The 25,686-nt window shown below is 51.2% G+C and carries 18 protein-coding genes; 7 read left to right on the top strand and 11 right to left on the bottom strand.

Annotated elements, in window-relative coordinates:
- Positions 1-249: 249 nt before the first annotated feature.
- The 4 genes from HFP08_RS08550 to HFP08_RS08535 all read right to left on the bottom strand — a co-directional run bounded on the left by HFP08_RS08550 (position 250) and on the right by HFP08_RS08535 (position 6,396).
- Positions 250-1,401 (bottom strand): response regulator, encoded by a 1,152-nt coding sequence (locus HFP08_RS08550; RefSeq protein WP_168120163.1) that lies wholly within the window; start codon positions 1,399-1,401, stop codon positions 250-252.
- The gene (locus HFP08_RS08545; protein WP_168120162.1) at positions 1,398-4,655 is read right to left on the bottom strand and encodes an ATP-binding protein; all 3,258 of its coding nucleotides are present in this window, start codon (positions 4,653-4,655) and stop codon (positions 1,398-1,400) included. The genes HFP08_RS08550 and HFP08_RS08545 overlap by 4 nt, the downstream gene beginning before the upstream one ends.
- A 286-nt stretch (positions 4,656-4,941) precedes the next feature.
- Entirely contained in the window at positions 4,942-5,556 is a 615-nt protein-coding gene (locus tag HFP08_RS08540) for a hypothetical protein (protein ID WP_168120161.1), read from the bottom strand.
- Between the two features lie 141 nt (positions 5,557-5,697).
- Positions 5,698-6,396 (bottom strand): CTP synthase C-terminal region-related (seleno)protein, encoded by a 699-nt coding sequence (locus HFP08_RS08535; RefSeq protein WP_168120160.1) that lies wholly within the window; start codon positions 6,394-6,396, stop codon positions 5,698-5,700.
- A gap of 382 nt (positions 6,397-6,778) precedes the next feature.
- On the opposite strand from HFP08_RS08535, the gene HFP08_RS08530 reads away from it, so the two are divergent.
- Positions 6,779-9,778 carry an S-layer homology domain-containing protein gene (locus HFP08_RS08530; protein ID WP_168120159.1) on the top strand — a complete coding sequence of 1,000 codons (3,000 nt, stop codon included), beginning with the start codon at positions 6,779-6,781 and terminating at the stop codon, positions 9,776-9,778.
- Between the two features lie 76 nt (positions 9,779-9,854).
- Here HFP08_RS08530 and HFP08_RS08525 read toward each other — a convergent pair whose 3' ends face one another.
- Positions 9,855-10,367 (bottom strand): acyl-CoA thioesterase, encoded by a 513-nt coding sequence (locus HFP08_RS08525; protein ID WP_168120158.1) that lies wholly within the window; start codon positions 10,365-10,367, stop codon positions 9,855-9,857.
- A 48-nt stretch (positions 10,368-10,415) separates the two neighbouring features.
- Entirely contained in the window at positions 10,416-10,910 is a 495-nt protein-coding gene (locus HFP08_RS08520; protein ID WP_240941195.1) for a DUF1572 family protein, read from the bottom strand.
- A 167-nt stretch (positions 10,911-11,077) separates the two neighbouring features.
- On the opposite strand from HFP08_RS08520, the gene HFP08_RS08515 reads away from it, so the two are divergent.
- From HFP08_RS08515 to HFP08_RS08490, 6 genes are all read left to right on the top strand, one after another.
- Positions 11,078-12,076: a globin-coupled sensor protein gene (locus HFP08_RS08515; protein ID WP_168120157.1), complete on the top strand. Its 999-nt coding sequence runs from the start codon at positions 11,078-11,080 to the stop codon at positions 12,074-12,076.
- Between the two features lie 21 nt (positions 12,077-12,097).
- Positions 12,098-12,943, top strand: a complete 846-nt coding sequence (locus tag HFP08_RS08510) for an AraC family transcriptional regulator (protein ID WP_168120156.1) — start codon at positions 12,098-12,100, stop codon at positions 12,941-12,943.
- Positions 12,944-13,141: 198 nt separating this feature from the next.
- Positions 13,142-14,293: a Gfo/Idh/MocA family protein gene (locus HFP08_RS08505; RefSeq protein ID WP_168120155.1), complete on the top strand. Its 1,152-nt coding sequence runs from the start codon at positions 13,142-13,144 to the stop codon at positions 14,291-14,293.
- Between the two features lie 15 nt (positions 14,294-14,308).
- Positions 14,309-15,481: a dihydrodipicolinate synthase family protein gene (locus tag HFP08_RS08500; RefSeq protein ID WP_168120154.1), complete on the top strand. Its 1,173-nt coding sequence runs from the start codon at positions 14,309-14,311 to the stop codon at positions 15,479-15,481.
- A 35-nt stretch (positions 15,482-15,516) separates the two neighbouring features.
- Positions 15,517-16,338, top strand: a complete 822-nt coding sequence (locus HFP08_RS08495) for a sugar phosphate isomerase/epimerase family protein (protein ID WP_168120153.1) — start codon at positions 15,517-15,519, stop codon at positions 16,336-16,338.
- 82 nt (positions 16,339-16,420) lie between these two features.
- The gene (locus HFP08_RS08490; RefSeq protein ID WP_168120152.1) at positions 16,421-17,647 is read left to right on the top strand and encodes a Gfo/Idh/MocA family protein; all 1,227 of its coding nucleotides are present in this window, start codon (positions 16,421-16,423) and stop codon (positions 17,645-17,647) included.
- 679 nt (positions 17,648-18,326) lie between these two features.
- Here HFP08_RS08490 and HFP08_RS08485 read toward each other — a convergent pair.
- The 5 genes from HFP08_RS08485 to HFP08_RS08465 form a co-directional block, all read right to left on the bottom strand.
- Positions 18,327-19,589, bottom strand: a complete 1,263-nt coding sequence (locus tag HFP08_RS08485) for a sulfatase family protein (RefSeq protein ID WP_168120151.1) — start codon at positions 19,587-19,589, stop codon at positions 18,327-18,329.
- A gap of 14 nt (positions 19,590-19,603) precedes the next feature.
- The gene (locus HFP08_RS08480) at positions 19,604-21,109 is read right to left on the bottom strand and encodes an extracellular solute-binding protein (RefSeq protein WP_168120150.1); all 1,506 of its coding nucleotides are present in this window, start codon (positions 21,107-21,109) and stop codon (positions 19,604-19,606) included.
- A gap of 22 nt (positions 21,110-21,131) precedes the next feature.
- Positions 21,132-22,007 (bottom strand): carbohydrate ABC transporter permease, encoded by an 876-nt coding sequence (locus tag HFP08_RS08475; RefSeq protein WP_168120149.1) that lies wholly within the window; start codon positions 22,005-22,007, stop codon positions 21,132-21,134.
- Position 22,008: 1 nt separating this feature from the next.
- Complete coding sequence (locus HFP08_RS08470; protein WP_168120148.1) at positions 22,009-22,932, bottom strand: ABC transporter permease; 924 nt, start codon at positions 22,930-22,932, stop codon at positions 22,009-22,011.
- Between the two features lie 314 nt (positions 22,933-23,246).
- Positions 23,247-25,481, bottom strand: a complete 2,235-nt coding sequence (locus HFP08_RS08465) for an AraC family transcriptional regulator (RefSeq protein WP_168120147.1) — start codon at positions 25,479-25,481, stop codon at positions 23,247-23,249.
- Positions 25,482-25,686: the final 205 nt, after the last annotated feature.

The raw sequence follows: 25,686 nt of genomic DNA, 5'->3' as shown, positions 1-25,686 counted from the left end.
TCCATTCCTCTTTGCATGCATCGTATTACGCAAATCCTCTTCCATTCTACAGACAGCTTCTAGTTATCATCTGAAAAGAAAGCGCTTCATGTAAGGTTCGGCATGAATTTTATCGATTTCCCGGGAAATTTGTCTTAAAAATAGAGAAGCGACTCTTCCCTTGAATAGGAAAAGTCGCTTCTCCGAAACAAATCGTGCCCCCGCCAAAGGACGGCACAGCCGTTTCACCTTGTGCGGCTTGATACATCGTTACAAGAAAGCTGTCGGATTCTCAAGCAGCGCGTCGAAATCATTCAGCGCTGAATTCTCTGATATATCCAGGTAATTTGAGATCATGTCAAAATAATCCCGGGCATCCCGCCTCCTGTCCGTCAACAGAAAGAGCGCCGTCATTCTGACATGCTGCCGTTCGTCCAGAGGAAGCAATCGAACCAGGCTCCTCATTGGGTGGAGCGCAAGATCATATCGATGCTGCGCGATATAAATATTAAATTGAGACTGGAGCAGTTGTATAAAGTGCAGCTCCAGCTCCGCCTGGCGCGGCGCCGCCCAGTCATAGCCGCTTCCGGCCAGAAATCCCTCGCCGTAAAGCTGAATCGCTTTGATCAAGGATGCAGCGGCATTCGAATGCTTATAATGCGCGATCAGTTGCTCGAATTGCTCCACATCATCCTTAATTGGAGAAGGCCATTGCAGGATATAGCTCCCGCCTCCCGTCTTCCTTTGTTCCACAATACCTTGCAGACCGGCAGTTTCGAGATCCTTGCGAAGCTGATACACAGTAGAATACAAATTCACCTGAGCGCGATCCATATCTTTGCCGGACCATAGACTGTCCAGAATATGGGACTTGGTAACCGGCTTGCCCCGGTAATAATGAAGAAAGGCTAATAGCTCTCTGCTTTTGGAATTGCGAAATCGCACTTCTGCTCCATTCTTCGACAAGATAGTGAAGGTGCCGAAGCTGCTTACCTCGCATAAGAGCTCCGCGCCATAAGCAACCGCCTTATCCGCCATCCTCCCGCGTATAAGCCCGCTCCTCTGCTCGAGCCGCTTGAACGTCCTCGCCAAATCCTCTTCCGCAACAGGCTTGAGCAAATAATCGAGCGCTTCCACATCGAACGCTTCGCGGGCGTAGTCTTCATAAGCCGTCAAGAAAGCAATATGAAGCTCCGGCCTATGCTCCCGAAGCTTCTTGGCCAGCTCAAGTCCGTGCATGCCAGGCATTTCCATATCCAGGAGCGCAAGATCAATAGACAGCGGACAGGTCAGCACATAGTCTAGACATTGCGTCGGACGATCGAATTGAGCGATTAGCCGGGCATCGTCAATCGACTCCAGAAGCTTGCCGATGCGTTTAAGCGCCGGCCCCTCGTCATCCACCGCGATAACATGAATCATGAATTCATTCCCTCCTTCAGCGGAATACGAATGGCTATCCTGGTTCCCCTGCCTAACTCGCTCTCAATCTCAATTCCTTGGCCGTAAAGCTTTAACAGGCGTTTGTGAATATTGCGCAGGCCTACGCCGCCTTCATCTTCCGATCCCTTCCCAACGTTCAAATTCACGGCTTCCGACATGCCCACTCCGTCATCCTCCACCGTAATAATCGCCTCAGCCGCTCTCACGCGAACCGCGACCGCAATTCTTCCGCCGTCCTCCCGCTTCATAACGCCATGCCTTACCGCATTCTCGACTAGCGGCTGAAGCGTCATCGGCGGCAGCATGCAGGTTGCAGACTCCTCCACATCGAATGAAACGTTCAATCTGTCGCCGAATCTGGCTCGTTCAATATGCAAATACGCCTCCGTCAGCTCGAGCTCCTTCCGAAGCTCCACCAGCTTTCTTGCAGGACTGAAGTCGAAGCTTCTGCGCAGATAACGGCTGAGATGCAGAAGCAAATCATGAGAAATTTGCGGCTCGTCCAGCGACAGGGAAATGATTGTATTCAGAGCGTTGAATAGAAAGTGGGGCTTAATTTGCGCCTGCAGAAAAGCCATCTCTGAACGGACGGCCTCCTCGGCGGAGCGCCTCATCTCGATTAAAGTTCTCACCCTCGCTCGCAGCTCATGCGATTGAAAAGGCTTCGTCAGGAAATCATTCGCGCCGCATTCAAAGCCGTACAACAGATCCTCCGCATCGCTTCTTACCGTGGTCAGCAGCACGGGCAGCTCGATTATCGCATAGTTCTCCCTTATGCGTTTGGTCGTCTCATAACCGGACAAGCCCGGCATCATAACATCCAGTATCACCAAGCCGATCCGTCGCTTTCCATCCTCCAGCATCTCAAGAGCGGCTTCCCCGCTGGATGCCGTCCATATATCATAAGGCTCATCTGCCAGGACCGCCTTCAGAACGGATAAGTTTACCCCATCATCATCAACAGCGAGAATGATCGGCTCCAAGCTTGCTTGTCCTTCAGTTGAACCAGCCTTGCCGTCTGCATCTCGTATGAAGATTTTTTCCGTCGCAGCACGCCCTGTTCCCGTGACAACACTATTCCCGGCTTCGTCAACCGCCTTAATCGTTGCCTCCACCTCTCTCGTACCTGCCCGCAGATGTTGAAAGCTCAAACCGCTGATGACTTCAACCCGATTGCCAGCCGCATTCTCAATGCTGGAAAAGGCTTCAACGACAGGCAACGTGAAGGAGAATACCGAGCCCCTGCCCGCATCCGAGGACACCTGAATCTCACCTCCATGGAGTTCGACCAGGCGCTTCGTAATGGCGAGCCCCAGCCCCGATCCTCCATACTCCTTCGCAACGGCTGTGCCTGCCTGTTCGAAAGACTCGAAGATGGCATCGAGCTTATCCGAAGGAATGCCGATGCCGGTATCCGCAACCGCCACATGCACCCAGCCGCCTTGTGCCCATGCCGATACCGAGATGGTTCCGCTAGGCGTAAATTTAATAGCGTTTCCAATCAAGTTATAGAAGATCTGCAGCAACCGATTCTCGTCCGCCAGCACGTCCGGCAGCTTCTCCGGCCATTCCAACTGCAACTGAACCTGCTTCCCTCCGATGAAATGCCGGAAAACCTCCTCCTGCGCAGATAACGCCGCACGAATATCGACAGGCTTCAGCTTCAGTTGGATGCCGTTATGCCTGAGCAAAGATAAATCCAGAATATCGTTAATGAGGTTCGACATTCGACGCGCCACCGAAACAACGAGTTCCAGTTGTTCCCGTTGGGCAGTGTTGATCCGTCCGGACTTGCCTTCGGATAAAGACTGCGACAGATTCAGAATGCCATGCAACGGCGTCTTCAGCTCATGCGTTGTATTCGTCAGAAATTCATCCTTCAGCTCATTCATCGCGATCAGCTCCTTCGACAGCTTGCCGATCGTTCGATACGCGTTCGTGAATCTTCTTGCCAGTTCAAGCGCTTCAATAAAGACCAGGAGAATAAAGCCATACTGCACAAGCTGCATCCCCATCCCGATTCGATAACCGTCATTATACAGAATATCATGCACCGCCGTCATTACGAACAACAGCCAGCCTGTCAATTGCAGCAGGGCTCCGTCGCGGCCGCGCCACAGCGCAAGCGCGAAGCCGTAAATCATGTAGACGAACGCGAACAAAGCGATAAGCTGGAAGACGCCAAGAAACCTTGTAGAGATTTCAGCCGGAAGCAGCAGTGCCGACGCCATAAATCCACAGCCGATCCATACAAGCAGTCTGGTCAAGCGACGGCTGAACTCGAGGGGATAGAGCTCGCGAACAAAGAGCGTCGCCATCGTGACGCCGCCGTAAAAACTTAAATACTCGAGCCTAATAATTAGCCGGATAGAGATATCAGGAAAAATTTCGGCGATATAAATCCCGCCAACGACCCATTCGCGAACCGCGCCGAGCAGACAACAGATACCGAAATATAAGGTTGAACGCTCAGAGCGAAGCAGCAGGAAGACGGCGATCTGATAGAGACCGAGAAGCGCGCAGCCTCCGAACACAGCCAAATCAATATAGGTTTGCCGCTCTTTCATCTGCTGCATCGCCTGCTCGGTCCCCAGCGTCAGGCTGAACCAGATGCCGCCTTCGGGATAGAGCGTATTCGCAGCTTGAAGCGTCAAATCGAACTCTCGCGCCGGGGGCTCAAAGTAGATTGTTTGCGGATTATAGGCTGATTTCGTGAATGCCTTCTCCGCCGAAACATGGCCAGCGTCAGCGATCTCTTGACCGTTCACATAAATCCGGTAGGCAGGAGCAATGGCAGGGATTTGCAAACCCAGTTTGCCGCTTTCTCCGTCAGTCAGTACCTTAAGCCGGTAAGTGGCATAGCCTTTGCCCGACTTATCGTTCTGCGACCAGAGGCCGGGCATCTCCGCGAATTCCTCGAATTCGGACTCGTCGTCGAGCTCTGACGCACTGCCCTCGAATCCGGACTCTTCGCCGAGCTCTGGCGCACTGCCCTCGAAGTTGAACTCTTCGCCGCCAATCAGCAGCCTCTTCCAATAGAAGGACCAGAATCCGTTCAAGCGAATGGAACCGTCCTTCTCCAAGCTCCAGTTCCGCAAATCCAGCACGCCATTCTCCGCCTTAGGCTGTGAGTGCCCGGCGCCAGCGCCGAGTATCGGAAGTCCGATACCGATTATGAATAGAAGGAAGAAGGCTACCAATGTCGCCAGTCGTCGTTTTCTTTGTCGTTTCATCGTCAGTAAGCACCGCCATTGTTTGTCGAATGCACACATTTATTTGCTTATTTTCATCATAACATCAAATAGCCTGTACATCAGAATCAGATCGAGGGTCTACAGCGCATCTTGCATGAACAAGCACACACGAACTGGAATTTCTCCAGTATATAGTGGCCTTATCTCGTAATTAAAAACTTGTATGGGATTTTCTCCAGCATATTCGTCCACATTAAGCTGGAGCAATTCCAGTATATCCGGTACGGTATTCGAGGTTGTTCTTTCTCCAGAATGTTCGGTTCTCTCAGCTACTTGACTGCCTAGTCCACCTGTTCTCGTAGAGATTGGATACAGTCAATTGAACGACCCCCGTTTCTTCTGTAGTAACTTTTTTCGAATCATACGCTTCTGAGGGGAAGATGTAGAAGTAAAAATCATCTCCGTCCTTAAAGTTAATACCTCCGTACCCCATTACCGAGCATTCGTAGCTATTCCCGTTATATTCCGCAATCATCTTGGCAGACATTGTTGTTGTGAATCCATTATCCGAGTGGTCATGCTGTGCTCCTGATATTAATGATGCTCCTGAGAGAGAATAAGCGCCTTTGGAACGGAAGCCTATCCGATAGCCGCCGGTGCTGCGACTCCCCGTATTATCCACCGAACCCACTATAATCTGATGACTTCCATCATTAAGAAGTTCTTTCCCGATGTTACTCTTCAGATCAGACAAATCAATCAAAACAGAATATTCCCCAGCTACAATATGACTATTCTCATCGGTGAAATCCTGCGTATTATTCACTATCGAAGCCATACCAACCGTCCATAATGCGATATAACCCACTTGCCAAAGAACAAGCCAAGCCGCGACCAAAGTTGCAGCTAGAAGTACAAACAACCTTCCCCTTTTTGCCATTATAATTCTCCCCTCTTCTCAGAGATCGTTATATATAGTCTATTTCAAGACAACTTCCACTTTATCGCCAACCGCATTCGCCGCTTGAATGGCTATATTTCTTGACAGAACTAATTTGTTCTCCATTTTCTCCTCCAACTATTAGAATAGCCTGCTGCTATGCTGAACGAATGAAGTGATGATAGGATGCGGATGCTCTGAGTTGGATCTTGCTTGGGGTACGAAAAGCGTGCCGATAAAGAATGGATGCTTGGACAACTCGATAATTCGAGATTCGCCGGTATGGTCAACTCCGACTGTGCGGAGTCCTCTCTCCTCCAATAGCTTTTGATAGCCTGGCGTCAGTCCGAAATTGCAATAGTAGTTTTCGGTAATCGCTGCTTCTCCGATTGCGCGATAGACGGCAGAATGAGGGGCTATCAGCTTAATGTCCAGACGTTGCCCCGCCAGCGAGCAAGACAGCCTGCTCACGATGAGATTCGAAGCATAAGGATCGTATTCCGCATGCTCTGCATCCGCAATGCCGAGCACATTTCTGGCGAATTCGATTACGATATGCTGATATCCGCCGCAAGTCCCAAGAAGCGGCACTTTATGCTCTCTCGCATACCCGATAATTTTGAGAGCCGCCTCCATGCTCAGGTACGGACTGCCCGGCGCTATGAGATAACCCGTACACTCCAATGTAATTCTCTCGAATTCCTCTTCTATTCGCAAGGTCGAGATCCACTCGGTTTCAAGCGTCGCGTTCAGCCTGCGGCCTGAATGCTTAATTGCGTCATTCGTCGCGATATGATTGGGCGAATCCGCTTTGAACTCGCCAATGATTCCGATCTTCACTCTATCAGCCTCCTACATTGTCGTCGCGTAGCTTCCTATAGAATCACTTCTAATTCTCTTATATAATTATAACTTTAATAGGCATAATCAGGAAGCAGGACAGCCGATCAATGATGCATGCCAAGAAGAAAAAAGGACTAAAAATTCTGTCGAATTTAGGTAAAAAACACTATGTCATTTGACCCACAAATGCTATTATAAATAGTGATCAAATAAGCTAGTACATCTTTCAACTTACATGAGGGGGAACACGCCGAAATTCAATTAATCACATGAGAGAATTGCCCAATCGTAGAATGAGCAGCATGCAGCGAAGAAAGAATGATTGAAGCGTGAAGCAAGAAGATGTTCCTAATTTCATGAAGAAAAGAGGATTACAGCTATGAAGCACTCGTTTAAGTTTAAGACAGTTGCTGTATTTTTAAGTTTTTTGGTCGCTATTGTTACTTTAATGCCGGTAATGGGAAGCAATCGCGTTAGCGCGCAATCAGATCCCTACCAGCCGAAAACAGATGAGTCCCCTGCTTATACAGGGCCTTTGACATGGGTTGACTTTACGTCTCCTTATTACAATCCATATTCGAATTCGTATACGACTTTGAGCGTCAGCGAAAGCGTGTATGTGCCGTTTTCAATAACAATTGATGGTTCAAATAATATGTACATGGGAGAGCTTGGCTCACAATCAGATATGAATGTCGTAAACTACGGAAAAGTAGAAATGATGTCGCTTGATACCAAAGTGAAAACCGATCTTACCTATGACGGTGACTTTCATTACATATCCAGCATTGCCGTGGGTCCAGAGGGGAATGTCTATGTTACAGATAACACGCTATATTTCTTTGGTGAGTTAGGCTCCCAAAGCGATAATATTGCAAGCATATGGATGCTTGAACAAGGATCCGAGCAATGGACTAATATCACTTCGACACGAGATTTTAAATACGCAAGTGGTATCGCAACCGATAAATCGGGAAATGTTTATGTAATTGATAGTTACTTGAATATTGGTTTTAATTCAGATGAAAATACGCCGAACGAACCGATTGTGCCTGCCATTTTAAAACTGAACACAGCTAGTCAAGAATCGCCCTCATGGATTGATATTACAGGAAATCTGTTTCAGTCCAATACTGAAAATGATATCTCATCAGCAATAGATCTTGCCGTTGATGGAGCTGGAAACCTATTCGTCACGACATTCACTTATCATCCAAGCAACACTCAAGATCCGAACAACACCCAAGATCCTAGTAATACGCAAGATTCGGGAAATAGCGAGTTCCCTAGTAGAATTTTCAAACTGCCCGCTTACTCAAACTCTTGGACGAATATAAGTCCTACTACCACATTCGAAGTAACGGAGACGACTCAGCCCACGATGTTTATACCATTTGGCATCGAAGCGGATCCATATGATAATATTGTTGCAATGAACTTTTTTGACAACACCGTAATGAAACTGAATTATAACGGCGGTGAAGAGAATTGGGTAAACATGGATGTCCTTCCAACCGCCCCGTCGATCCCATACTTCAACTTTTCTCTCGCATCGGACAACAAAGGATATTTGTACCGGGTAGATCTAACCACCTTTACGATCAAAAAAATGTTGGCCACCTTGATCTATGATGGAAACGGAGCACTCGGAACACCTGAGGCTGTGGCAGGATATGAAGCTAATGCAACAGCTACAGCAGCAGGTCAAGGTAATTTGACGAACGGAGACCTCTCATTCAATGGCTGGAACACGGAGTTAGACGGCTCTGGCGATAATTATGCACCCAATGCTCCTATCACAATGACCGAAAACACAATCTTATACGCCCAATGGTTAGAAGGACCGACTGTGTCGGCAATCGATCTCGACAGCTCCGCCTACTCCCTATACATCGGCGGTACGCATCAGACTGCAGTGACAGCCCAGCTTTCGGATCAAAGCACAACAACTCCTGCCACTGGCGTAACTTACAATTCCAGCGACGCAGGTGTAGCAACAGTCGATACAACAGGGCTGGTAACGGCGGTTGCCACAGGCCAAACCGTTATTACCGCCACGTATCAAGGGCATGAGGCTCATGTGGATGTAACGGTGAAGCTGCGGAGCAGCGCACCTGTCGTGAATAACAGCGTGGAAATCATCGTAGACGGCGTGAAGCAGGAGCAGCTTGCTACAGCCAAGAATGAAACAGTCAACGGCGTAACCGTAACAACAATTCAGATCGACAGCCAGAAGGTTATCGACAAGCTGAACCGCGAGCAGAACAAGGTGCTGACCATTCCTGTGAAAAGCGACAGCAAGGTCATTGCCGGCCAATTGAACGGCAGCCTGGTCAAGGCGATGCAAGCTCATGAAGCGATTATCGAGATTGTAACCGACAACGCATCGTACTCGCTGCCCGCTTCGCAAATCGATATTGATGGTATTTCCGCGCAGATTGGCAAAAATGTGAGTCTCGACGACATGGTGATTACCATTCAATTGTCCGAGTCCTCCGATGATCAGAAGGCTCAAGTAGAGGCTTCAGCCGGCAGCAATAACTATCAAATCATTGGCGCTCCACTGAACTTTGAAGTGACGGCTTCCTACGGTACGCAATCCGTAGACGTGAATCGCTTCAACTCGTATGTCGAACGCACGATAGCTATTCCGGACGGCGTGGACCCAAGCCAGATTACAACAGGCGTTGTGCTTACGAATGACGGTGAACTGTTCCATGTTCCTACCTCCGTCGTAGACAAAGATGGCAAGTACTATGCGCAAATCAACAGCCTGACGAACAGCACGTACTCTGTCATCTATAATCCAAAAACTATGAAAGATGTTGAGGGGCATTGGGCGCAAGCTGCTGTGAATGACATGACTTCGCGCTTGATCATTCGCGGCGTAACGTCGACAGAGTTTGATCCCGACGCGGCAATTACAAGAGCCGAATTCGCAGCGATTCTGACTCGCGCGCTGGGCATTCAAGGCAAATCTTATGGGGGCGTCTTTACCGATGTTGACGCAAGCGCATCGCTTAGCGATGCCGTGCAAGCAGCGGTAGAATACCAGCTCATCAATGGATACGAGGATGCTTCGTTCCGTCCCGATCAGACAATTACCCGTCAGGAAGCGGCGGTTGTTCTGGCCCGCGCCTTGAGCATTGCTAATCTTGATGTGGAACTGTCCTCTGAAGAGGTTAGCACCCTACTAGCTGGTTTTGCAGATGACAACACCGTAGCAGGCTGGGCGCAAGAAAATGTAGCTGCGGCGATCAGCCTGAACCTTCTGAACGGCAGAAATGGCCAGCTTGATCTAGGCGCGAATCTGACTCGCGCAGAAGCCGCAACGCTCGTTTATCGTCTTCTGACAGAAGCAGGCCTCATTAACGAATAATGGAATCGCGCCTCTCGGCGCACCAGCAAGAAGCCCCGCAGCCACTTGGCTGCGGGGCTTCTCATTCGTTCCGAACCTATTCCCAAGGAAACTTGGTAAGAAGATAATCGGCGAACTTCTTGCTTTCCTCTCTGCGATGCTTCCTCATCCGCGTCCGATATTCAGCCGTCTCGAACAGCTTCCTCTCTTCCTCGGTTTCCGGGATAACCTGAGGCACGGGAGAAGGATGACCTTCATCATCCAGAGCAACGAAGGTCAGAAATGCCGTTGCGGCAATCTTGCGCTCTCCGCTGTTCATATCCTCGCAGATGACCTTCACGAATACCTCCATTGAGCTCGTCCCCGTGTGCGTGATGAACGATTCCATCGAAACGGAATCGCTTGGCCGGATGGGATACAGGAAGTCGACCGAATCTGTCGATGCCGTAACCGCTGAGCAACGGCATAGCTTGGCAACGGAGATGGATGCGATGTCGTCGATATAGGACATCAGCTTGCCGCCGAACAGCGTATTATGATTGTTCACGTCGGTTGGAAACACGCGAGATACCTTGAAGCAGCGCGTCTCTCGTATGAATTTTGGTTGCATGGATTCCCTTCTTTCGTCTGTGGATGAAAGGCCTGTTGCGGCTGATTATCAGATCGAAGTGGAGATATAATCTTCGTTCTTACACATCTTGGCTATGTACAAAATTTGCCCCATATGCTCCGAATAATGCGCCGCGCATTGATGCAGCATGTCGAGGTTTGTCCGCTCGCGCTTCCGCACCTGCTGCTTCTCTTCGAATTTTGCTGCTGACATGTTGTCAATTGTATGGATGGTCAGTTCCAGAGAGCCGGTTATCCTTTCTATTAATTGCGATTTGGTTATGAACTCATGCATCAGCTCTTCTTCTCTGTTTCGCTGAATTTCTCGTTTTAGAATTCCCTTTACGACTCGCTCCTGCACATTGCCCTCTATATGCTTCACCAGAGTTGCGATACTATGACTGTTATCATTCGGGCGCCAATTTAACTCCTCATCGTCTAGCTGCCGGATAGCCAATACTGTACGTCTGAGAATTTCTTCAAACTTCGCAATCAGCCACGCTCGATGAAATGCCAACACTAGGTCACTCACTCCTTCTTTCAAATGTCACTTCCATCTCAATTATCATTATCCAATATATTCTGTTCACTTGTATAGCTGATAGACAAAAATACCATATTGGGTGCAAGTCCAGGACCCAATCTGACACAGGATGTGATAATATTAAGTCATACATGCTCTTATTCTCAAATCACATTGGAGGATTCACGATGATTCAAGTAGATGCTGCCAGATCGAAACAATTGAAGTATATTGGATTGCAGGACGAAGACCTGATTTTCTTGAAGGAGCAACGGAAACATTTTGAAGCGATAACCGATATTGTCGTAGATCGCTTATATGAGAATGTGAACCATCAACCGGAATTGGCTGCCATTATCCAGAAGCACTCGACGATTGAACGGTTGAAGGAAACGCAGCGTTGGTACTTCATGACCATGACAGACGGCGTCATTGACACGGAGTTTATCGAGAAGCGCTTATACATAGGCAAGCTGCATTCGAAAATCGGCCTGACATCGAATTGGTACCTGGGTACGTATATGCTCTACTTGGACATAGCGACACAGCAATTGCAAGAGGTTGCTCCCGCAAACTGGATGAAAATCGTGCTTGCTCTCTCCAAGATGTTCAACTTCGATTCCCAGCTTGTGCTGGAAGCCTACGAGCAGGATGAACAGAAGAAGGTGCAGGATCTCTACGAAGAGAGACAAGAGACGCTTAGCAAGGTCAATCAAGCCGTTCAGGATCTCGCAGCTATGATCGTGGAATTGAGCGAAAGCAGTCAGACCGTTTCGGTTTCGGCGGTTCACACGTCGGAAATTCAAACCAGGGCGCATCATGAAGTAGAGAAGTTGCATGCCAAGATTGGAGATTTGCAGGATGTAGGCACAATTCTTCAAGGCATTTCGGATCAAACGCATTTGCTTGGTCTCAATGCCGCTATCGAAGCCGCCCATGCGGGAGACAACGGTCGCAGCTTCGGTATTGTTGCCAATGAGATTCGAAAGCTTGCCGCCCATTCCAAGGAATCGCTGGAGATGATCAAAGCAACCTTGCAGGAAATTTCGGCTTCTCTTCAAGAGGTGATGCAGGATTCTGCAGAAACCGTGTCGCTTGCCAAGCATCAAGCAGCCAGCTCTTCAGAGCTCGCCTCCTTCGTGCAAATGATCGAAACCGTCACCAACGAGCTTGAAAATATAAGATAATTCGGCGGAGGTTTTGCCGCGATGATTAAACAAATCGACTTAACCGGAAATGAAATCGACATCTACGAGCAAAAGCATATGGGCGGCCATCTTGTGTCCGAGCATTATCATCAGACCCATCAACTGCTGTTTGTGTTGGAGGGCGAAGGCGCAATTCGGCTGGATGGAACAGTTCAGCCGCTGACCGTTGACGATACAGCTCTAATCGTGCCTTTCTCTGTCCATTCGGTCATGTCCGACTCCAGGTTGACCTTGCTGGTGTTGGCGTTTGATGCAGAGGCGCTCGATCTAGATTTGAGAACGGAGCTGCTTACGGTCTATTTCCCGGCTTCCTGCCTGACAAGACCGGGCTTGTTCGTCGCGAGCGAGCTGCGTCAGCTGCTGAGGAAAATGCTGTTCGAGCAGTCAAGGGAGCATTCGCCTCTCGTTCGGCTGTCGCTCAAGGTCCAACTGTCTCAGCTATTGCTCTTGCTGGTCCGTTCGACCGGCACGGAGGCTGCCGGAGCCGGCGCCTATTCCAGCTCCAGCTCCAACAAGCTGCGCGCCGAGAAAATTCGCGGTTATATTGATTCGAAGTATTTTGATCCGCTGACCGCGGGAGATATCGCTTCCAGGCTTGGCATCAGCACGCGGCATGTCAACACGATTTTCAAAGAACGATACGACATGACGCCGATGCAATACCTGGCCGAGGTGCGCATTCGCGTCGCTCAGAAGCTGCTCGCGGAAACGGGCAAGGACATTATTTCGATCTGCTTCGAGGTCGGTTACGACTCCGTGTCCACGTTCTACCGGTCGTTCAAAGCCGTGACAAAGCTGTCTCCGAAATCGTACCGGGAGCTGAACGCTCAGGTTCAGGGCGAGTAGCCGAAGAAATTCCTCCGAATATACAATTGTTGAACTCATCGCCATGCATTCCCCTCCCCTTCGGCTTAACTCCGGAGGGGATTTTGCTTTGACCCCACATTCACTTCCGAAATTGAGAATCACGTTCCCGGAGTTGTAAGAAAAGCGCTTTCGCAGCGGCTACAATACAGATATACAATGCGAAGGGAGCAATGAATCATGACAGTTCGAACAATCGGCATTATTATGAACGGCGTTACCGGAAGAATGGGGACTAACCAGCATTTGATCCGTTCGATTCTCGCGATTAGAAAGCAAGGGGGAGTCGCGCTTCCAAATGGGGACGTCATTATGCCGGACCCGATTCTGGTCGGACGGCAGGAAAGCAAGCTGCAGGCGCTGGCATCCGCTCACGGCGTCGAGCGCTATAGCACGGATCTTGAGGCGTGCCTGGCGGATCCGTACAATGAAATTTATTTTGACAGCCAAACAACGCTGCGCCGCGCGGAAAGCATCAAGCAAGCGATTGCCGCGGGCAAGCATATTTACTGCGAGAAGCCTACGGCGGTCGATCTCGATGGCTCGCTCGAGCTGGCGCGCATTGCCACAGAGGCCGGCGTGAAGAACGGGGTCGTGCAGGATAAGCTGTTCTTGCCCGGCTTGCTCAAGCTGAAGCGCTTGATCGACTCCGGCTTCTTCGGTCGCATCCTGTCCGTTCGGATGGAGTTCGGCTACTGGGTGTTCGAGGGCGACTGGCAGCCGGGACAACGACCTTCATGGAATTACCGCAAGGAAGACGGCGGCGGCATTGTCGTCGATATGTTCGCGCATTGGCGGTATGTGCTCGAGAATTTGTTCGGGGGAGTGAAATCCGTTTCTTGTCTTGCCGCTACGCATATTCCGAAGCGTCTGGACGAGCAAGGCGTTCCTTACGATTGCACGGCGGATGATTCGGCTTACGCGATGTTCGAGCTGGAGGACGGCATTATCGTGCAGGCCAACTCATCATGGGCGGTGCGCGTCGACCGCGACGATCTGCTCACGGTGACGGTCGACGGCACGGAAGGCAGCGCAGTGGCGGGCTTGCGCGATTGCAAGACGCAGCACCGGGTCAACACGCCGAAGCCGGTATGGAATCCGGATATCCCGAATCCGTTCCAGTTCCGCGACCAATGGGTGGAGGTGCCGGACAACGCGACGTTCGACAATGCGTTCAAGATCCAATGGGAAATGTTCCTGAAGCATGTCGTCGTCGACGCTCCGTTCCCATGGGACCTGCTCGAAGGCGCGAAGGGAACCCAGCTTGCCGATCTTAGCTTGCAATCGTGGCAGGAGCGTCGCTGGATTGATGTGCCGCAGCTGAGCTTGTAAGGGAGGAGAACAGAGATGACCAAATCGCTGCTGCTCCCCCGCGCAGAGGGAGCTCTCTACGAATATACGCCAGGCAAAGCCTCTTCGTTCGCCGTCCCGGCCAAGCCGTTCACGAGCCGCATTGCCTTCTCGGCCGCCCATGTCGTCTGCGATCCGTTAGCAGACAGCGATCCGCTGCATAGCGCGAAGATCGATTGGGATGCGACGCTCGGTTACCGTCGCCACTTGTGGTCGCTCGGCTTTGCCGTGGCAGAGGCGATGGATACCGCCCAGCGGGGCATGGGCCTCGACTGGGAACGCTCGAAGGAGCTTATACGCGCTTCCATCAAGGAAGCGCGCTCGGTAGGCGGCAAGATCGCCTGCGGCGCGGGAACCGATCACCTACTCCCGAGTCCTTCTGTCACAATTAACGACGTGGAAGCCGCCTATGAGGAGCAGGTCAGCTTCGTCGAAGGCGAGGGCGGTCAAGTCATCCTGATGGCAAGCCGCGCGCTCGCTGCTTGCGCGACGGGGCCCGAGGATTACGAGCGGGTGTACGGGCGCATTCTGAGCCAGGTGAAACAGCCGGTCATTCTGCATTGGCTCGGCGACATGTTCGATCCCGCCTTGGCCGGGTATTGGGGCTGCAAGGACGATCTCGACGCAGCCATGGATGTTTGCTTGCGCGTCATTCGGGCCAACGCGGACAAGGTGGACGGAATCAAAATATCGCTGCTCGACGCCGGCAAAGAAATCAAAATGCGACGACTGCTGCCCCAAGGCGTCAAGATGTACACCGGCGACGATTTCAACTATCCGGAGCTGATCAAGGGCGACGAGCAAGGCAGCAGCCATGCGCTGCTCGGCATATTCGACGCGATCGCGCCGGCCGCCGCTCAGGCGCTTCATGCGCTCGACGCGGGCGACTTGGCCAGATACGAGACAATTATGGAGCCTACCGTCGCCTTGTCTCGCTATATTTTTCAGAAACCGACCTACGCCTACAAGACGGGAATCGTGTTCATGGCCTATTTGAACGGACATCAATCGCATTTCCGCATGATTGCCGGAGCGGAGGGCTCGCGCTCGATTATCCATCTCGCCGAGCTGTTCGTGCTTGCCGACCGGGCCGGGCTGCTGGCCGATCCGGAGCTTGCCATCGAAAGGATGAAGCCACTGCTCGCGCTCGCAGGCATTCGGCCGCAATAATCGTTAACCATGATGAATATTCGGGAGGGATCAGGATGGAACCGCTTCGTTCCATAGACAGACTCAGCTTGAACCAAATTACGACCGATCGGCTCAATATGCGCGAGGCAGTTGACGCTTGCGTACGCGCCGAAGTGCCATGGATTGCCCTGTGGCGGCATAAAGTCGCCGAGACCGGCCTCGCCGAAAGCAAGCGGCTTGTACGGGACGCGGGCCTCAGCGTCTCCAGCCTGTGCCGCGGCGGTTATTTTCCGGCGGCAACCGCTCCAGAGCGCAAAGAACGGATGGACGACAATCGCCGCGCTATCGAGGAAGCGGCCGAGCTTGGCGCGGACGTGCTTGTGCTCGTCTGCGGCCCGGCCCCGGACCGCGATATCGATTTCGCGCGCAAGACGGTCGAGGAGGCAATCGCAGAGCTTGCTCCTCTCGCCCGCTCGCATGGCATCAAGCTCGGCATCGAGCCTCTCCACCCGATGTACGCCGCCGAACGCTCCGTCATCAATACGCTGGCGCAAGCCAATACGCTGGCGGAACAGCATGACCCGCAGGATGTCGGCGTCGTCGTCGACGCGTTCCACGTCTGGTGGGATCCCGAGTTGTATACGCAAATCGAGCGCGCCAAGGGGCGGATACTCGGCTTCCACGTATCCGATTGGATCGTGCCAGTGCCCGACCTGTTGATGGGCAGAGGAATGATGGGAGAAGGCGTCATCGAGCTGCGCCGGATGCGTCATGCCGTCGAGTCGGCTGGTTACACGGGAGCGATCGAGGTGGAAATCTTCAATCGGCAAGTATGGGATATGCCGGGAGACAAAGCGCTCGCTCTCATCAAGGAACGTTATTTGCAGCATGTTTGAGCTTGCGGCTTGGGCGATTCGTTCGAATCTCCTTCTTGTCATCGCTTGGACAATGGCATAGGTTGTCACGGAGGGAAGCAAAATGAGAGTTTATCGCGCTGCGCTGATCGGAATCGGAGGATTTGGCGCTCAACATGTGAATATTCTGAAGCAGCTGGCTGATGAAGGCTCTCTGCGGATAGTCGCTTTCGCCGATCCGAATGTCGGCGCCAGTCAGAGATCCTTCGAAACGCTGACCGCAATTGGAGCCGTCCATTACACGGATTATGCCGAGATGCTCACGCTGCATCCGGACATTGATTTCGTGGCGATCGTCACACCGATCGCCACGCACAAGCCGATCTGCATCCAAGTAATGCGGATGGGCTTTCATGTGCTAGTGGAGAAGCCTCCGGCAGTCACGATTAACGACTTGGACGAGATGATCGCCGCCCAGCGGAAGACCGGTCGATTATGCCAGGTGAACTTCCAGAATACGTCGGGCCAGGCGTTCCAAACCTTGCTTGAGAGGCTCCGCTCCGGCTCGCTTGGCAAGGTGGAGCATGTGGTTGGCGTCGGCATGTGGAAGAGGCTCCGCTCGTACTACGACCGCACCCGATGGGCCGGGAAGCTGGTTAGCGACGGTCAGTATGTGCTGGACGGGACATTCAATAATCCCCTCGCTCATTTGCTGAACAATTGCTTGCTTGCCGCTGGCGTCGGTGACGGCCACGAATCGCTTCCGGAATCGGTGCAGGCCGAGCTTTACCATGTTAATGACATCGAGGGAGACGACGCCTCTTGTATTCGCACCGTGATGGCTAACGGCGCTCGCGTTCATTTCTACGCGATGCTGTGCCACGAAGCCAACGAACTGCCCTGCATTACCGTATACGGAACGCAAGGCGAGGCGCATTGGAATTACCGGAATGAGCTGACGATACGCGCGCGGAACGGCGAAGAAAAATGGGCGTATGGTTCGTCCGACTTAATGCGCAGCATGTATCTGAATCTCATGGAAGCAATCGAGTCCATGGATAAGCCGCTCTTCTCGCCAATCGAGGCATGCCGCAGCTTCGTGCTCGTATCTAACGGGGCCTATGAATCCGCCCGCGCCATTCACGCTATTCCAGGAGAATTCATAAACGAGCGGGAGGAAGGGAGCTCCACGGTAAGACTGCTGCCAGACCTGTCTGCGAATATGAAGTTCGCGGCAGCCAATCGCCAACTGTACAGCGAATACCCGTTTCCTTGGGCGGTGTCGACAGAACCATTCAGCTTAGAGGGCTATCGACGCTTCGAGCTGCCGGCCGGAATGGCGAGTAATTAGTGTTCGGATGTCCTCATCCTCAGGTCGAGCTCCCGGCCGGCATGGAGCCCTGCTAACGGTCGGCGACCCTCTGTCTGAGCAGGTATGGTATGGAACTTCCTGTGCACTACCCCGCGAGAATTCGCTCTTCGCACTGCACGCCGTCGGAAATGAGATGAGACGCCTAACGGCGTCTATTAAAAGCAGCGACCTGTTCTAACGGACTTTTTCTCCTCTTAGACAACCAAGCGAGCGAAAACACAACCAAATTAACCCGCTAAGAAGCGAAAATATCCGTTAAAAATCTGGGTTAGCTAAAAAGAGCCTCTAAGGGTCGAAAAGATCCGTTACAGTTGCAATCATAAATCCTTAGAATTTGAGAAGACGCCTAATGGCGTCTTTCTCAAAGGTAATCAGCTCAAACTTGTAGTACCGCGCTGTTTTGGAAGCTGTAACGCTGGTAATCAACGTTGCAGAGTGGAAGGCTGCCCAGCTCGGGACTGTAACGCTGCTCACCAGCGCTAGACGGGAATCCCCTACGGGAAATTTTATACGCTTATTTAGTTAAAAGCACCGCTTGCGACACCAGCCCCAAAAGGGCAAGTGCTCTAAGCGGTGCTTCCTTTTCTCAACAAATGTCAGTCATCGGCAGCCACAATTACTTGCGGCTCATTCTATTCCTAGTCTTGTTCGCCGGGGCTCAAAATGCAGGGTTGATTCGAGCGCCTGCCGGTTTCGGCACATGACCTGCAAGCAGAGGATCATCCGTCCGCTGCATCCAACTCGTCAGCCGAACTTGCAGCGATTGGCGAATTTCAGCATACTCAGCTCGTCCCGCAAGATTCACCCTCTCTACGGGGTCCAGATATAGATCAAACAGCATCTCCTGCTCGCGGGTTTCCTCCTGCAATCCATGCTCCATCAGGAAGGTCTTGCTTAACCCGTCATCGATATTCGCCGTTACATGCCGGCCATGCTCCTCGTACAGTCTGATGTACTTGTACCGCGAAGTTCGAATACAGCGCATAGGCTCATAAGCGGCATGATAGGATACCTCGGCGTAGACCTCCTCCCTCACCTGGTCTGCCTCGCCAGACAGCAACGGAAGCAGAGAGACACCTTGAAGCCAGTCCGGCTTATCCAGTTCGAGCAGCTCGCAGAGCGTGGGAAACACATCCACCTGTGAAACTAAGGCATCCACGGCTCCCTGCTGGGGAAATCCGCCGGGATGCTTCATAATGAGCGACACGCCAATGCCGGTATCATACAACTGGCACTTCATGTGCGGGAAGGCGATGCCGTGATCGGTCGTATACAGAATCAGGGTATTCTCAGCCTGACCCGATTGCTCCAAAGCCTTCAGGACGATCCCGATGCTGTCATCCATTACTCTTGCCGAGGTCATGTATCTGGCCATATCCTCACGGGTATCCGGATGATCGTAGAACATTGCGGGAGGCATGACATAATCCGCTCGAATATCGGGATCCGCTTGCGGATAGGTTCTGTGCGTGTTGAACATCCCGAATGATAGAAAGAAGGGCTGATCGGATCCATAGTCATTAATATAGTCGGCCGCAAGGGCGGCATTGCGCCGATCATCCGTGCCGGATTCAACTGGCAAGACATCCATGTAGCCAAGGTCGGCTGGATCTTTGGCTTCATGCTGGACGCCGCACAATACCGTCTTGAAGCCGTTCTCCCGCAAGTGCGTTGCCAGATGCCGCTCAGGGTTCGTAAGTGAAAACCCTCGATGCGTCAGGCCCAGCATCCCGCAGGAATGAGGCGACATCCCGGTTAACAGGGCAGCCCGGCTTGGCGAGCAAGTCGGAGCCGCGCAGTACGCTTGCCGGAACAGCACCCCCTCCTCGGCAAGCTTCATAAGATGAGGGGTCGGCGCCTGATAGCCGTAAGGCTGAATATATCGACCAGTATCATGGGAATGCAAATAGACAATATTCATGGAATGATCATCCTTTAAGATTGACTTTGTTCGTATGCGGCAGTTAATTCCTCAATGATATCCTGCCCGCCGTTCTTTTTCCAATCCTCTATCGCTTTCGCCCAACCTGCTTCATCGATATCGCCCATAATAAACTTGATTCGCGCATCCGCAATAATCTTGTCAAGCTGCGCCTTCTTTTCGTTACTGGTAGGGGAATCCAGGGTCAGAGCGGGATCGGCCACAGCCGCTTTCTCATTTTCCGCATTCATCTCCACCGCTTGTTCATGAAGCGGGTCGAGAACACCTGGCGTTGAATTTTTCACAATATCTCCTACAGCGAGTTGACCATAAGGCTGAATAAGCTTCGAGAAGGCATCTCCCTCTAAATATTTGGCCTTACCATTTTCAAGGGTATACGTCTTATCTTTAATGCCCCAATTGAACAGATCGGACATGTCTTTGTCCATTAATTGATTGAAGAAGGTCAACACCCTCTTTAGCTCCTCTTCCGTCTTGACTGCTTTTTTCGAGATGAGGAAGAAGCCGTTGCTTCCCCGTTCGGAATAGATCATTTTGCCGCGCGGTCCTTCGAGAAGGGAGACCATCCCGACTTCAGCTTCAGGATCTATCTTCTGTGCTTCCTGCTGCCTTACCAAGCCGTTAGCAGTAATTTGACGCATGGCTCCCGCTTTCCCCGATTTCCAGATATTGAACCAGAGATCGCGCGAAGTAATCGCAAAGTCTTGATTGATGAGCTTCTCGTCATACAGCTTGCGGTAGAATTGCAGCGCTTCCAAATAAGCGTCTGTTGTAAAGGAAGGGAATAGCTTGCCATCCTCCACTCCCCACTGATTAGGCGCTCCGAAATAGGCGGTGATCATATCCATATTGAACAAACCATCGTTCTCGATAAGCCCGTAGGTATCGTCCTTCCCATTGCCGTCAGGGTCCTCGGTAGCGAAGGCATGCACCATAGTATAGAAATCATCCAGGGTCTTGGGCTCCGGAAGTCCGAGTTTCTCCAGCCAGTCTTTGCGATACACAAATGTATTCCGCGCCAGATCCCGAACCGACGGAATTCCGTATACCTTCCCATCGACCTTCAGATTATCATAGACGAGATCGTTAATGGAAGACAGATTCGGATAGTCGTCCAGATAAGGACCGATTTCCCAGAAAAGCCCGTCTTTGATGGCGTTGACCTCGGCTGTCGAATAGAAGGATTTGATCGCGGTCGGCAAATCCCCCGAAGCGACCATAACATTGAATTTCTCCGCACGCGTGGAGTCAGGAACCGCCTGCAGATCCAGCTTCGTGTTAGTATAATTCTCAATGATTTTCACGACCTCGGAATTGTTCTCCGGCGGCGCAATATCATAGTTGAACATCAGGCTGATCTTGTAGGGCTTCTCTGCCCCACCCGTTTCGTTCCCTTGATTCTGATTAACGTCCTGCGTTGAACCGTTGTTGCTGCAGCCCACCATTCCAAGCAATGACAGACCTGCTATCGCGCCGATGAACCAATTTCTTATTCTCATATACATAACCTCCCCTTTTCATTTAACCTTTCACGGAGCCTAGAAGAACGCCTTTGGCAAAATGCTTCTGCAGAAATGGATAGACGAGCATGATCGGAACGGTGGCAAACACGATCACGGCCATCTTGATAGACTGCGGCGGCAGGACCGTCTCATCCGATATGGAAGAGCTGTCTCCGACAGTGCTCTGGGACAGGATGACGATCTGCCGCAGCAGCACCTGAATCGGCCATTTCGAATTGTCGTTGATATACATGATCGCTTGAAAGTACATATTCCAATGACCGACTGCGTAAAACAAAGCAAACGTCGCCATAGCCGGCAAGGATAACGGCAATACGATGCGAAGCAGAATGACCATGTCATTAGCGCCATCGATCTTGGCGGACTCCTCCAACCCCTCCGGAATTTGCTGAAAGAAGTTTTTGAGAATGATCAAATAAAACGCGCTGATCGAGGTTGGGATGATGACCGACCACATACTGTCAAGCAATCCCGTCCACTTCACGACGAGAAAGGTTGGAATGATCCCGCCGCTAAACAAAATGGTGAAAATTACAAACATAAGAAGACCTCTTCTTCCTAACAGGTGAGTCTTCGCCAAGGGATAAGCCATTAAACTGGTCATGACCAGATTGACAATTGTACCGCAAATCGTAATCAGAATCGAATTGTACAGACTTCTCATCAAGGTATCCGTGGAGAAGATATAGCGGTATGCCTCGAGTGACCAGCCCTTCGGGAAAAGAATCAACCCGCCTTCGGCGATCGTCTTCTCATCCGAGAAGGACAGCGCGATGATATAAATAAACGGAAATACCATAAGGATGGCGATTAATGCTAACACCGCGGCATTGATGACATCAAATCCCTTTAAGCCGAAGGAGCGCTTCTCCATATTAGAACACCCCCTCTTCGCCGGATTTCTTGGCCAAATAATTCGCAACCACCACAAGAATCAAGCCTACCAGCGACTTGAACATCCCTACCGCGGCGCTGTAGCTGAAATTCCCTTGCAGCAATCCTACCGTGTAGACATACGTATCGAATACCTCGCCAACCTCGCGATTCACCGCATTGAGCAGCAGCAGGATGTGTTCGACCCCTTGCTCCAATATGTCTCCCAGTCTCAGAATAAACAAAATCACAATCGTACTGCGCAGCGCGGGCAACGTAATATGCCATAGCTGCCGCCAGCGATTCGCCCCGTCAATTCTGGCTGCTTCATAGAGCTGTGGATCGACTCCGGCAAGCGCGGCAAGGAAGATAATCGTTCCCCAGCCCGCATCCTTCCAAATAACTTGCGTCACTTGCAGCGGTCTAAACCAGTCCGTGCTCATCAAAAAGTTGACTTTCTCCAGACCGAGCACTTCAAGAAATTCATTCATAAACCCGCCTTCCGGCGTCAGGAACAAATAACTGATGCCTGCGATGACGACCCATGAGACGAAATGCGGAATGTAGACCACCGTCTGAATGAATCTCTTGAATACCTGATGTCTCAGCTCGTTCAACATGATGGCGAGCACAATTGGAATCGGAAAAAAGAAAATGAGCTGATAAGCGGACAACAGAATCGTATTGCGGAACAGCATCCAGAAGGTCGGTTCTGAGAACAAGCGATCAAAATGCTTGAGCCCTACCCACTCGCTCTGGAACAAGCCCAGCCCGGGGGAATAATTTTGGAACGCAATCACGACACCCCACATTGGTAGATACTTGTATACCAGAAAAAAAATAATGCCCGGCAATAACATCAAATACAACCAACGATCTCGAAGCAATTGCCGTTTCCATCGACGAGCCGTTGACACGTGCTGCATGAGGTTTCCTCCTTCCCGTTTGTATTCTCACCTTAAGCCAGTTTCGCGCCGGGCGTCTATATGCACATCGCTCTCATATGAGGCGTCGCTTCTTGCATAGGTCGATGGTCTGCGCACGCCCATTGCCGCAGCATTGTGCGCCATGTTGCCCCAGCTTCAGGTCATTTGCTGCATATGGAGCCTTCCCCTTTTGACGAAGCAGCACGATGAGAAAAGGACTATCCTGAAAATCATCGCGAGATGAATTCCAGAATAGTCCTGACATCGCCCAGGCACAGCAATCGCTTCTTAGCCCGGTGGAGACGAAGCTACCGCTACCGCTTCCTCTCCCGGTAGATCGCAGGGGTCATGCCCTCCATCTTTCGAAAGTACCGAATAAAGGCCGCCGTGCTCTGATAATGCAGCTTTTCCGCGACCTGTTGAACCTTCATATCGCTCTCGATCAGCAATTGCTTGGCCATCTCCAGTTTCGTGTTCGCCATATAATCGCTGAAGCTCATGCCCATTTCCTTCTTGAACACTCTGCTTAAGTAATTGGCATTGAAATTCATGAAATCCGCAATCGCCTCAAGCGTAAGATTTTCCTCGAACCGGGTATGAACCGCCTCTTTGATTTTTTGAGCCATTTGACTTTGATGCGACTGTTCGCGGGCAAGCATTAGATCAAACAACGGTTCCAATCCCATATTCGTAAACCATTGCCCCAGTTCCTCGAAGCTTGCGGTTCGGAACAAGGATTGGACATGCTCCACATCCAGCAGCATTTTCTTCAAGGTTTGCTCGTCTCTTTGAAGCAAGCCGATTAACTTGACGAACAACTGATAAAATAACGCCTGCGCTTCGATCTGAGTAAACCGCCGTTTCTCAACTTCCTCCAGGATGCGGGCTGCGATCTCATTCGCCGCTTCCCGATCTCCGCTTTGAACCGCCTCCAACAATTCCTGCTCTTGACGCGCAGGGTACGTGATCTCCAGCAATCTGCCCGGATCCGCTTCCTCCGACCGCATGATTCCGCGATAACCGGTTCGCTGGCAGAAGCGCAGAGCGGCAGTCGAATCGGCGAACGCGACGGACGCTTGCTCCAGCTCCTCATGAAATCGACTGACGCCCATTTGAATCTCCAGACCAAGAAACGTATAAATCTTTTCTTTGATTTCCTCACAGATGCGCATGAATCGATCATCCGCCTGCGCTTTCCCCTGGGAAGAATCCACAACGATCGCCACGCAGCTCTCATTCATAATGACCGGATGAAACGGCTGCGCCGCTGTCAAAATCTCTTCCATCATGTTTTTCACGGCATACAGAATCAGTCCCAGGTCTCCCTCCTCAAACCGGGATCTATCGAGGGAATACACTCTAAGCGTCAGAACACTGAATCGTCTCCAGTCGCCAGTAATATCGAACATCTCGAGATGCCCATTGATTTCTTTGCCGCTTAGTTGACCGAGAAGGAGCTTGATGACGAACAGCTCATGCAAATAGGGATATTGTGTCTGCAGCTGCTTCTGAAGCTCCAATTTATTGCCAAGCAGCCCTTGAATACCTGTGCGGATATACTGAATCTCGTCTCTGGCGTCCGACGAGATCAGATCGTGATTGGAGCCTGCGACCATATCTCGCAATAATCGGATCGGAGAATAGAACATTTTCGAGCCTTGCCAAGCAAGACCGAGTGTAATCAACAAGATCGCTAAACAGACAAACAGCGTAACCCAGCCGATCGCTTTCGACTCCTTCGTAATGTCGGACAGATGAACCAGAGAAACATATTTCCAACCGTTATAAGCCGAATTCTGAACCGTAATCAACATTGGATCGCCGTTCAACGCGATGTCGATATCCTGCCCACTCGACTGGAGCCGCAATGCCTTCTCAAGCTTGTCTTGCTGCACCTCCGAGCTCAAAGTTTCCGAATTCCGAAAAATCATTTCCAGATTTTCATTGTAAATGACAGTGTCTCCGAAGCTTTCGCTTAGAACCAGCGAGTTAAACAATCGAGAGGAGAACTTCAGGACAAACGCCGCCCTGGGCGGAGATTGGCCTGACAGGAAAGGCAATGTCTTAATTAACTGGACCGCCCCTCCCTCCGATTCCGTGTCCCACTGCGTATGATTGGACAGAAAGTCGGACCACTCCGAAAGCTTGTCTGCATCGTCCAGCCGTTCTAGTCCCGTATAGCTGATGAGCCACTTTTTATCCAGATTGACGAAAGAGACGCTTTCCACAAAATCAAAGACCTGGAATCCCCGAATGGTCTTATTCAGTTCATTGACCACCTCGAATTGATGCCGATCCAGATCCAGCCCCAAGGCGGAGACGGCCAGCGTTGAATTGGCAAATTGGGTAGCCATAATATGCGCGGTTTCCAGCTTATGCTCGACGCTGTTCTCGGCCCGGCTCAAGATTTGCCGATTGGCCTCTTCCACCTTGTGCTGAACGACCGTCGAGGCGCGTTGATACGAGAACACACCCATTGCGATAACGGGAAGCGCTCCCAAAATCAAGCTGTATACAAATAGTTTTTTCAGGTAGCTGTACTTCATCATGCAAAGCATTCTCCCTATGCAAATGTAGTAGTCTCATTATAGGGACCCTGCATGTGATAAGCAATAAGCATCAGATGACCAAATAAGTAGTCGCTTGCTGCATATGGCATAGTGTAGGTGGGGAGGGCATGCGGGGCGTGGTTCGTGACGAGATGGCGGTCTGTTTATCAATAAATATGTTGCGGGAGATGATGTAACGATTGGC

It is taken from the genome of Paenibacillus sp. HB172176 (assembly GCF_011947265.1).
Classification (GTDB): Bacteria; Bacillota; Bacilli; order Paenibacillales; family Paenibacillaceae; genus Pristimantibacillus.
The sequence above is the reverse complement of the archived record's forward strand: the minus strand, read 5'-3'. Positions and strand labels throughout refer to the sequence as shown.

What these genes read in the sequence shown, in the direction of transcription:
- HFP08_RS08540 (WP_168120161.1), bottom strand. Translation starts at nt 5,556, where the DNA reads ATGGCAAAAAGGGGAAGGTTGTTTGTACTTCTAGCTGCAACTTTGGTC.
- HFP08_RS08465 (WP_168120147.1), bottom strand. Translation starts at nt 25,481, where the DNA reads ATGATGAAGTACAGCTACCTGAAAAAACTATTTGTATACAGCTTGATT.
- HFP08_RS08500 (WP_168120154.1), top strand. Translation starts at nt 14,309, where the DNA reads ATGACCAAATCGCTGCTGCTCCCCCGCGCAGAGGGAGCTCTCTACGAA.
- HFP08_RS08495 (WP_168120153.1), top strand. Translation starts at nt 15,517, where the DNA reads ATGGAACCGCTTCGTTCCATAGACAGACTCAGCTTGAACCAAATTACG.
- HFP08_RS08550 (WP_168120163.1), bottom strand. Translation starts at nt 1,401, where the DNA reads ATGATTCATGTTATCGCGGTGGATGACGAGGGGCCGGCGCTTAAACGC.
- HFP08_RS08525 (WP_168120158.1), bottom strand. Translation starts at nt 10,367, where the DNA reads ATGCAACCAAAATTCATACGAGAGACGCGCTGCTTCAAGGTATCTCGC.
- HFP08_RS08485 (WP_168120151.1), bottom strand. Translation starts at nt 19,589, where the DNA reads ATGAATATTGTCTATTTGCATTCCCATGATACTGGTCGATATATTCAG.
- HFP08_RS08545 (WP_168120162.1), bottom strand. Translation starts at nt 4,655, where the DNA reads ATGAAACGACAAAGAAAACGACGACTGGCGACATTGGTAGCCTTCTTC.
- HFP08_RS08475 (WP_168120149.1), bottom strand. Translation starts at nt 22,007, where the DNA reads ATGGAGAAGCGCTCCTTCGGCTTAAAGGGATTTGATGTCATCAATGCC.
- HFP08_RS08490 (WP_168120152.1), top strand. Translation starts at nt 16,421, where the DNA reads ATGAGAGTTTATCGCGCTGCGCTGATCGGAATCGGAGGATTTGGCGCT.
- HFP08_RS08510 (WP_168120156.1), top strand. Translation starts at nt 12,098, where the DNA reads ATGATTAAACAAATCGACTTAACCGGAAATGAAATCGACATCTACGAG.
- HFP08_RS08515 (WP_168120157.1), top strand. Translation starts at nt 11,078, where the DNA reads ATGATTCAAGTAGATGCTGCCAGATCGAAACAATTGAAGTATATTGGA.
- HFP08_RS08505 (WP_168120155.1), top strand. Translation starts at nt 13,142, where the DNA reads ATGACAGTTCGAACAATCGGCATTATTATGAACGGCGTTACCGGAAGA.
- HFP08_RS08470 (WP_168120148.1), bottom strand. Translation starts at nt 22,932, where the DNA reads ATGCAGCACGTGTCAACGGCTCGTCGATGGAAACGGCAATTGCTTCGA.
- HFP08_RS08480 (WP_168120150.1), bottom strand. Translation starts at nt 21,109, where the DNA reads ATGAGAATAAGAAATTGGTTCATCGGCGCGATAGCAGGTCTGTCATTG.
- HFP08_RS08530 (WP_168120159.1), top strand. Translation starts at nt 6,779, where the DNA reads ATGAAGCACTCGTTTAAGTTTAAGACAGTTGCTGTATTTTTAAGTTTT.